Below are 9,162 nucleotides of genomic sequence, written 5' to 3' on the forward strand. Positions count from 1 at the left end.
CCGCTAGCGCTCCAGCGCCTCAAGGGCTTCTGCGACCGTATCGACCAGGAAGATCCGTCCCTCCATCCGGCGCCCTGACGCCAGGCTCTGTAAGAGGGGCCACGCGGGGAACCGACGCAGCCAGTGCTCGTGTCCCACCAGGACCATGGGGGTGACGGTTTCCGGAGCGGCATAGTAGTTCTCGCAGGCGTCCTGGAAGATCTCCTGGACGGTGCCGCCGGAACCCGGCAAGAAGACGATGCCTCCGTTGCACAGTTCAAGCAGGATGGCTTCCCGGATGGCGTTCGCGAAGTATTTGGCCACGTGGGTGGCGAAGAAGTTCGGTGGTTCATGACCGTAGAACCACGTGGGAATCCCCAGCGACGGCTTACCCTCCGGGTGGCGTTGGGCGACCGCCGCAGCCGCCCGCGCCCAGGCGGACACCGAGGGGCGGAAGGACGGCACCGCCGCGAGGTCGGCCAGGGCCCGCCGGAAGTCCGGCTCGGGGGCGTCGCTGAGGAAGGCGCCCAGGTTCGCGGCCTCCATGGCCCCGGGGCCGCCGCCCGTGGCTACCACCCGTCCACTCCGGGCCAGCAGCCGGCCCAGCAGTGCGGCTTCCTCAAATACGGCGGTGCCGCGGCGGGCAATATGCCCGCCCATGACCCCCACCATCGTGCGGCCGGCGCGGAGATAGGTGCCGGCCAGCTCGTCGAGGGCCACGCCGATCGAATGGTCATGCAGGGCGGCGGCCAGAGTCGCATCGAGCCGGCGGCGCTGGCCCGGCCGGATGCTCCACTGGTACACCCGCGCGTCGAGCGTGTCCTCATAGGGCGACGCGGCGATGCCGGCATAAAGTTCCTGCGGCGTATACAGCTGCCCGCGGTAGGGGTTGAACGGCACCGCCGTGAGCCGGGGAAAGATGAGGGCGCCCCGGCCGCGCAGCAAATCCTCCACACCCTGATCGAACCTGCAGCCCAGGAAGACCGCGCCCTGGGCCTCCAGCGCCTCCAACTGTGTCCGGCGGCCCCGCAGGTCCAGGGACTGGACATGCCAGCCGTGCATGCTGCGCGCCCCCGCCGCGACCAGCCGGTCGAAACCGGCAACGCTCTCGACCTCCAACGTGCGGGGGCTGGGGTAAAGGCTGCGGGCGGCGCTCATGGAGCCAGCCTAGACCGTCGCCAATCCCCCGTTGCGCTATCACTTTTGGTGGCCATTCCGGGCCATTCCGGGATCTTGAGGCCCAAAAGTGATAGCGCAACGGGGGTGCGTGCAGCTTAGGAGACCTGGAGGCCGCCGTTGATGTCGTAGGTGGCCGCGGTGATGTAACCGGCGTCCGGGCCGAGCAGGAAGGCGATCAGGGCCGCCACTTCCTCGCGGCTGCCGACCCGCCCCATCATGATGCCCTCCGACATCTGCGCCTTGCGTTCCTCGCTCAGGGTGCCGCCCATGATGTCGGTGTCGATGGGGCCGGGGGCGATCGCGTTGACCGTGACCCCGAACTCGCCCACCTCGCGGGCCAGGGCGCGGGTGAATCCGATGATCCCGGCCTTGGAGGCGCTGTAGGCGACCTTGGAGTAGGTGCCGCCGCCCCGCTGTGCCGAAATCGAGGAGATGCTCACGATCCGGCCGAGCTTGCGCTCGATCATGCCCTTGAGCACGCGCTGGGAGACGATGAAGGATCCGCGCATGTTGATGGCGAAGACTTTGTCCCATTCCTCGACCGTGGTGTCCATGAACGGCGTCGGGGAACTGATGCCGGCCAGGTTGGCCAGCGCGACGATTGGGGGCAGCGAGCCTTCGATCTCGGTGATGGCCCGGTCAACCGACGCGGCGTCGGAGACGTCCGCACCGACGCCGATGGCCTTGACCGCACGGTTGGAACCGATCTCGGCGGCAGCGGCGCTGGCGTCCTCGGCATTGATGTCCAGGATTGCGATGGACCAGCCCTCGCTGGCCAGGCGATCTGCGGCGGCACGGCCGATGCCGCGGGCTGACGCGGCTCCGGTCAGGACCACAGTGCGTTCAGTGGGGAACGGGGTAATTGATGTCATGTCGAAGATTCCTTCAGGGGTTCGGATCAGGATACTTTGGCCGGGTCGACGGCGGCAGCCGCCGCGACCGCGGGGTCAAGGCCGGCGTCGCCTTCGGGGCGCCGGCGGGCGTAGAGGTAGGTGGCCACGGCGGTGAGGCACAGGCAGAGGGAGAGGAACAGCAGCCCGCTCTGGTTGCTTCCGGTGGCGTCCTTGAGGAGGCCGACGGCGTACGGGGAGATGAAGCCGCCGAGGTTTCCGAGGGAGTTCACCAGGGCCAGTCCGGAAGCGGCAGCCGCACCGGTCAGTGCCGCGGAGGGCATCGAGAGGAACGGGGCGATGGCCCCGTAGATCCCCATGGCCGAGACCGTCAGGCCGATCATCGCGAGGAAGGGGTTGACCGGCAGCAGGTAGCCGGCGGCCAGGAGTCCGACGCCCGCGAGCACCATGCTGACCGAGGCGTGCCAGGCACGCTTGCCGGTCCGGTCCGCGCGCTTGCTCCAGAAGTAGACGAATACTGCGGCCACGGCATAGGGGATGAAGACGATGAAGCCGATCTCGGCCGTGGAGAACTTGCCGAGGGCCGCGACGATGGTGGGCATCCACAGGCCCAGGCCGTAGATTCCGCACACGAGGCCGAAGTAGAGGGCGGAGTAGACCAGGGTGCGCTTGTCCTTGAGCCCGGCCAGGAAGTTGTGCTTGCCCGACTGGGACTTGGCCGCCAGTTCGGCGTCCATGGTGGCCGTGAGCCAGTTGCGCTCGTCGGCCTCGAGCCATTTGGCGTCCCGCGGACGGTCCGTCATGAGGATGGGCGTCAGCAGGCCGAGGGCGATCGCCGGGATGCCTTCGATGATGTAGAGCCACTGCCAGCCCTGGAGTCCCATGACGCCGTCCATCTGCAGCAGGAGCCCGGATACCGGGGCGCCGAGCGCGTTGGATACAGGCTGGGCAAGGATGAAGATGCCCAGCACGGTGACGCGCTGCGCGGCGGGGAACCACAGCGTCAGGTAGAACAGGATCGCCGGGAAGAATCCGGCCTCGGCGGCACCGAGCAGGAACCGGATGATGTAGTAGGTGGTTTCACCGTTCACCAGGCACATGGCGGTGGCGAAGATGCCCCACGTGATCAGGATGCGGGCCAGCCATTTCCGGGCTCCGAATCGGTACATGCCCGCGTTGCTGGGAACCTCCAGGAGGGCGTAGCCAAGGAAGAAGATGCCGGCGCCCAGTCCGTAGGCAGCGGAGTTCAGGCCGATGTCCTCGCTCATGGTGAGTTTGGCGAATCCGACGTTGTTGCGGTCCAGGTAGGCAACGAAGTAGAGCAGGACAATCAGGGGCATGACGCGGCGGCGGACCTTGCGGAGCGTGCGGTCGCCCAGTTCGCCGAGTCCGAAGGACTTGGGGGCTAATGAAGTCATCATCGACCTTCTTACGTGTTTTCCCGCCCTGCGGCTGTGCCGGGTGAGGAAATCGGTGGATTGGGGTGGTCATCCTGCCCGCTTGGAAGCGCGTGCTGCAGGATACTTGTTGAGTCAGATGTCAGACATCTGATTCAGGAACTAGGCAAAATCTTAGGATGTGATTCGGATTACGTCAAGGGTCCGGAGGTGGACGTCAGGACTTGGCGCCCCGGACGTAGCGTTCGTAGTCCGCGTTGGTTTGGTCCATGTGCTCATCCATCGCCTGCCGCGAGCGCTCGGCGTCGCCGCTCAGGATGCTGTCCAGGACCCGCTGGTGGTAATCGATGGCATGCTGCTGGATCACCTCGACGGCCGATGTTTCGCGTCGGGTCACGTACAGCAGTTGGCCCAACTGGGCGAACAGGGCCCGCACAAAGGGGTTGCCGGACGCCTTCAGGACGGCGTCGTGGAAGCCAATGTCCGCCTCCACGAAGCGGTCCAGGTCGCCGGAGTCGTGGAAGCGCTTCATGTCCGCGATGCACTCGCGCATGCGCTCGGCCTGCTCCGGGGTATAGCGTTTGGCGGCGAGCGCGGCCGCCCCGGTCTCCACCATCCGGCGCATCTCGATCAGTCCCACCGAGACCTGGTCGGCCGCATTGCCATGCGAGGCCGCCTTGAAAATCGCGTCCAGGCCGGTCCAGTTGTCCGTGGGATTGACGAACGTTCCCCGGCCGGCCTTCACATAGAGGATGTTTTGCGCGCGGAGCGCTTTGAGGGCCTCACGCACGGTGAGCCGGCTGACGCCGTAGGCCTTGGCGATGTCGGCCTCGGGCGGAATCGGGTTATGGGGCTGGAGCTTGCCGTCAAGGATTTCGGTCAGCAGGCCGTCGACGAGATCGTCGACCAGTGTCCTGCGGCCCATCCCAGTTCCCACCTTCAGTCTCGTTTCGTGCTGCCATCCACATTACCCATGTCCGGGTGCGCAGCCATGTAGGCGTCGAGCTTGGCCAGCGTCTGTTCCAGGTTGGCCGGATGGCGGCGCAGGTAGCCGGCCAGCCGGAGCAGGCTCTTGCCGCGGACCCGGCGCGCGTCCCATTGCTCGGTGACCAGCGTGCCCGCTGTGCCGTCCTTGCCCGTGGATGGTTCGAGCAGGTAGCGCCACACATGGCCGTAGAAGTGCCGCCACGCAATCCGGTGGCCTTCCTCGAATTCGCAGACCGTATTGAGGATCTTGTAGTTCACCCGCATGTTCATTTGCATGCCGAACCTCGCGCGGAGGTACAGCCGCCGTGGCCCGCGCGGCTGGGCGCCCTTCACCGTGTCCGAGCCGTCGATCACGCTGTGCAGGGCAGGCGTGGCGAGCACCTCGAAGATGGCCTCGGGGGCGGCGGCAATGTACCGGCTGCGGGACACGAGATAGCGGGGATTCATCTAGTAATCCTAGTCCGCGATCGTGTTGCAGAATGAGGCATGCAGACTTCCCGCAACCCCTTCCGCGGCCGGCCGCGCATCGGCGTTCCCGTCCGCCTCAGCAGTTCCGCCGATCCCGACCCGCGCGTGGCGGAAGCCAACGCATTGTTCGAGTACATCGTGGAGCTGCTGCGCGAGGGCGGCGGCGAACCGGTGCTGCTCGACGCTTTGGGGCCCGACGACGGCGGCCTCGCCGCGGCGCTGGCCTCCCTTGACGGCGTCGTTCTTCCCGGCGGCGGCGACCTCGACCCCGCCCTCTACGGCGAGCTGCGCGGCGACGTCTGCTACGACGTCAGCCCTGCCCAGGACGCGCTGGATCTCGCCGTGGCGCGTCGTGCGATCGACGCCGGGCTGCCCGTGTTCGGCATCTGCCGCGGGCACCAGCTGCTCAATGTGCTCTACGGCGGGACGCTCATCCAGGACATGGCGCCGGGGACGGTGGCGCACCGCGAGCCCGCGCCGGTGCGCGGGGCCGGACCGTGGGCCTGGCACGAGGTGGGGGTGCGGGCCGGCTCGAGGGTGGCGGCCCTCTACGGCGGCGGTTCGAGTGCCGTGAACGTGAAGATCGCCTCCGGCCACCATCAGGCCGTGGCCCGGGTGGCCGGAGGATTGCGGGTGACGGCCGTGGCCGAGGACGGGACTGTCGAGGCGCTCGAGGATCCGGAGCGCTGGGTGGCCTCGGTCCAGTGGCACCCCGAGGCCCTGGAACTCCCGGCCGGGGAGCGGCTCGCGCCGTTCCGGGCCTTCGTCGAGGTGTGCCGCACCCGGCCCTGACCGCTCAGGACCGGCAACCCCCGGGCCGTGGTCAGCTGGCGACGCTCACCGTCACCTTGACCGGGGCACCGGTGGCCAGCGATTCCTGGGCGGCATCGGCAACCCGGGAGGCCGCGACGGCGTCTTCCGGAGTGCAGGGATTCTCCCGGCGGCCAAGGATCAGTTCGACGAACGCCTCCATTTCGGAGCGGTACGCCGTCTCGAACCGCTCGGCAAACGTCAGATGCGGCTTCCCCGCGGGGAACGTGATCCCGGCCTCGGCGGAGGCCAGCGCCGTCTTGTCGTCCAGGCCCACCATCAGGGAGCCGCGGGAGCCCTGGATTTCCAGCCGGACATCATGGCCCGCCCCGTTGTAGCGGGTGGCCGAAACCGTTCCCACGGTGCCGTCGTCGAACGTCACCAGCGCGAGGGCCGTGTCCACATCGCCGGCTTCACCGATCGCCGGGTCTCCGTTGTTGGAGCCCTTGGCGTAGACCTCGACGATTTCGCGGCCTGTGAGCCAGCGCAGGATGTCGAAATCGTGGACCGAGCAGTCCCGGAAGAGCCCGCCGGAGCTGGCCAGGAACTCGACCGGGGGCGGCGTCATGTCGCACGTGACGGCACGCAGGGAATGGATCCAGCCCAGCTCGCCGGCCTGGTAGGCGCGGCGGGCTTCCAGATACCCGGCGTCGAACCGGCGCTGATGCCCGATCTGCACCACGCCGTTCCGGTCCCGGATGTAGTCGAGCACCGGCAGGGCCTCGGCCACGTTCAGGGCCACGGGCTTTTCGCAGAAGACCGGGATCCCGGCGTCCACGCCGGCCTTGATGAGCTCAGGGTGGGTCCCGGTTCCGGTGGCGATGACCAGGCCGTCCAGCCCCGAGGCCAGCAGCGCCTCGACCGAGGGCAGGAATTCGGCACCGAGACCGCTTGCCACCGTCCGGGCGTGCTCTTCGGCGACGTCGGTGAGGCGGAGCCGGACACGGATCCCCTGCGGATTCAGGACCTCGTTGAGGGCGGCGATGTTGTTGGCGTGCATGACCCCGATCCGCCCAACGCCGACGAGTCCAAGGATTACGTCTCTCATACTTCTACTCTCAGGTTTGGTGCGGGCACGGTGAACGCCGCACGGAAGGCCTCCAGGGCCGCATAACTGTCGCCACTGGCCCACGCTTCCAGGCCCACAGTCCCTTCGTAGCCTGCGTCCGCGAGCGCCCTGGCGACGGCCGCGTAGTTGATTTCCCCGGTTCCGGGTTCGCAGCGGCCCGGAACGTCCGCCACCTGGATCTCGCCGATGTATGGCAGGGCGGTCCGAACGAGCTCGACCAGGTTCCCCTCCCCCATTTGGGCGTGATAGAGGTCCAGCATGAGCCTGGCGTTCGGGTGCCCGGCGGCCTGCACGAGCGCCAGGGTGTCCTTGGCCCGTGCCAGCGGAATGCCGGGGTGGTCCAGGATGGTGTTGAGGTTCTCGAGGCAGAACGTCACCCCGTACTTCTCACCGAGCTTCCCGAGCCGTTCCAGGGTCCGGGCGCCGGTGGCCCACATCTGGCCGGTGGCCCGGTAGACCGGGCGGGCCGCGTGGCCGTCGATGAGTTCCGCCGGGTGCACTACCATCCGGCTGACGCCAAGTTCCAGGGCGGTGGGGATCAGGGACTCGGCGGTCCGCACCACCTCGTCCGCCGTGTCCGGATCCACGAGGCTGCCGGAGCTGTAACCGGTCATGGAGGAGAACACCGCCCCGGTGGCCTTGAGCGCGCCGATGTCCTTGGGCCGCGAGTCCCAGAGTTCGACGTCGAAACCGGCCTCGTGGAGCCTGCGCACCCGCTCCGTGAACGGCAGGTCCGTAAAGACCATCTCAGCGCACACGGCGAGCCGCATCAGAGGACCACGCTCTCGTTGACGGCCACTGTGTTGACCGTTGCCGGGGCGCCCTGCTTGACGGACTCTATGCAGGCCAGCGCCATGGCCAGTGCGCGCCGGGCGTCACTGGCTCCCGGAGTGAGGGTGAAGGGCTTCGGCTCCGGCGCGGTACCGTCACGCCGGGCGCGCACGGCGTCTGCGAAGTCCACCAGCTCGTCCGTGTAGGCCTGCCGGAAGAGCTCGACGTTCAGCCGTGGGGTGTCGGCGGACAGCCCCTCGGCAGTGAACCGGCGGGCGGCGGTTTCGGTGGCGCGGCCGGCCTGGACCATGCCCTTGGAGCCGAAGACCTCGCCGCGGATGTCGTAGCCGTACAGTGCGCTGAAGTTCGCCTCGGCGACGGCGATGGCGCCGTTGCTGTAGCGGATGGTCACGACGGCGGTGTCCAGGAACCCCTGGTCCCGCAGTCCCGGCTCCACAAGCGCGTCGGCAACCGCATAGACCTCCACAGGTTCGGCGCCTTCGTTGAACCAGTTCAGGGTGTCGAAGTCGTGGATCAAGGTTTCGAGGAAGATGGTCCACACAGGGATCTTTGCGGCGTGCCCGATGGTCCCGGTGCCCGGGTCCCGGGTCAGCGAACGCAGCAGTTGCGGCTGCCCCACGATTCCGGCGGCGAGGTCCTTCTTGGCCGCCTGGAAGTCTGCGGCGTACCGGCGGTTGAAGCCGATCTGGAAGTGCACCCCGGCGGCGGCGACGGCGTCAAGGGCGGCGCCGAGCTCCTCGAGCCCCTGGCCGGCGGGCTTCTCGCAGAAGACGTGCTTTCCGGCCGCTGCGGCCTGGCCGATCAGGGAGGAATGGAAACGCGCGGGGCTGGCGATGACGACGGCGTCAATCGCCGGGTCGGCCAGGAGGTCGGTGGCGTCCGCGGTCACCTTGGTGGTGCCCAGGGCGCCGGCCAGCGCCCCGGCGGATTCCAGGTTCGGATCTGCGATGGCGGCAAGGACGGCGCCGGGGACCCGGCGGGCAATGCTCTCGGCGTGGAAGGCGCCCATCCAGCCCGAGCCGATGAGTCCGATCCGCACCGGCAGGGCGGCGTCGGACGGGGTGCGGTTGAGGTAAGCCAAAGGCTTGTCCTTTCAGGAGTGGGGCGGCCCTTACTGGTAGGTCGTGCCGGTGGTCTGGGCGACGTCGGCGACTTCACCCTGGACTTCCTTGACGATGTCGCCGTGGCCGCCGAGTTGTTCGAGTTCGTGGGCGAGTTCGGCGAGTTCGGCGCCGCCGGCCATTTGGGCGGTGAGTTCGTCGAGGGTGATGTCTTTTTTGTCGTAGTAGCCGATTGATTTGCCGCGTTTGAGCAGCAGGAACCGGTCCCCGACGGGGAAGGCGTGGTGCGGGTTGTGGGTGATGAAGATGACCCCGAGGCCGCGGTCGCGGGCCTGCAGGATGTAGCGGAGCACCACGCCGGACTGCTTCACGCCCAGGGCCGCGGTGGGCTCGTCCAGGATCAGGACCTTCGCGCCGAAGTACACGGCCCGGGCGATCGCGACGCACTGGCGTTCACCGCCGGAGAGCTGGCCGATGGGCTGTTCGACGTCGCGCAGGTCGATGCCCATCGCGGCGAGTTCGGCGAGCGTGATGTCCTTCATCTTCTCGACGTCCATGCTCTTGAACGG

10 protein-coding genes are annotated in these 9,162 nt (G+C 68.0%); 1 reads left to right on the forward strand and 9 read right to left on the reverse strand.

Annotation, left to right across the window (positions count from 1 at the left end; genetic code table 11):
- Positions 1-3: 3 nt before the first annotated feature.
- From C560_RS0116995 to C560_RS0117015, 5 genes are all read right to left on the reverse strand, one after another.
- Positions 4-1,137: an LOG family protein gene (locus C560_RS0116995; protein ID WP_026539102.1), complete on the reverse strand. Its 1,134-nt coding sequence runs from the start codon at positions 1,135-1,137 to the stop codon at positions 4-6.
- Positions 1,138-1,253: 116 nt separating this feature from the next.
- Complete coding sequence (locus C560_RS0117000) at positions 1,254-2,030, reverse strand: SDR family NAD(P)-dependent oxidoreductase (RefSeq protein WP_018775918.1); 777 nt, start codon at positions 2,028-2,030, stop codon at positions 1,254-1,256.
- Between the two features lie 26 nt (positions 2,031-2,056).
- Positions 2,057-3,430 carry an MFS transporter gene (locus C560_RS0117005; protein WP_018775919.1) on the reverse strand — a complete coding sequence of 458 codons (1,374 nt, stop codon included), beginning with the start codon at positions 3,428-3,430 and terminating at the stop codon, positions 2,057-2,059.
- 193 nt (positions 3,431-3,623) lie between these two features.
- Positions 3,624-4,331: a FadR/GntR family transcriptional regulator gene (locus tag C560_RS0117010; RefSeq protein WP_018775920.1), complete on the reverse strand. Its 708-nt coding sequence runs from the start codon at positions 4,329-4,331 to the stop codon at positions 3,624-3,626.
- Positions 4,332-4,345: 14 nt separating this feature from the next.
- Entirely contained in the window at positions 4,346-4,840 is a 495-nt protein-coding gene (locus C560_RS0117015) for an SRPBCC family protein (RefSeq protein ID WP_026539103.1), read from the reverse strand.
- Positions 4,841-4,879: 39 nt separating this feature from the next.
- On the opposite strand from C560_RS0117015, the gene C560_RS0117020 reads away from it, so the two are divergent.
- Entirely contained in the window at positions 4,880-5,653 is a 774-nt protein-coding gene (locus C560_RS0117020; RefSeq protein WP_026539104.1) for a gamma-glutamyl-gamma-aminobutyrate hydrolase family protein, read from the forward strand.
- 31 nt (positions 5,654-5,684) lie between these two features.
- On the opposite strand, the gene C560_RS0117025 is transcribed toward C560_RS0117020, so the two are convergent.
- The 4 genes from C560_RS0117025 to C560_RS0117040 all read right to left on the reverse strand — a co-directional run.
- Entirely contained in the window at positions 5,685-6,719 is a 1,035-nt protein-coding gene (locus tag C560_RS0117025) for a Gfo/Idh/MocA family oxidoreductase (RefSeq protein WP_026539105.1), read from the reverse strand.
- Entirely contained in the window at positions 6,716-7,510 is a 795-nt protein-coding gene (locus C560_RS0117030) for a TIM barrel protein (protein WP_026539106.1), read from the reverse strand. Before C560_RS0117030 ends, C560_RS0117025 begins: the two co-directional genes overlap by 4 nt.
- Entirely contained in the window at positions 7,510-8,613 is a 1,104-nt protein-coding gene (locus C560_RS0117035) for a Gfo/Idh/MocA family oxidoreductase (protein WP_026539107.1), read from the reverse strand. The genes C560_RS0117030 and C560_RS0117035 overlap by 1 nt, the downstream gene beginning before the upstream one ends.
- Positions 8,614-8,643: 30 nt before the next feature.
- A partial coding sequence (locus C560_RS0117040; RefSeq protein ID WP_026539108.1) for an ATP-binding cassette domain-containing protein occupies positions 8,644-9,162 on the reverse strand: 519 nt, incomplete at its 5' end.

The sequence above is a fragment of the Arthrobacter sp. 9MFCol3.1 genome (assembly GCF_000620385.1).
In the GTDB taxonomy this organism is placed as follows: domain Bacteria; phylum Actinomycetota; class Actinomycetes; order Actinomycetales; family Micrococcaceae; genus Arthrobacter.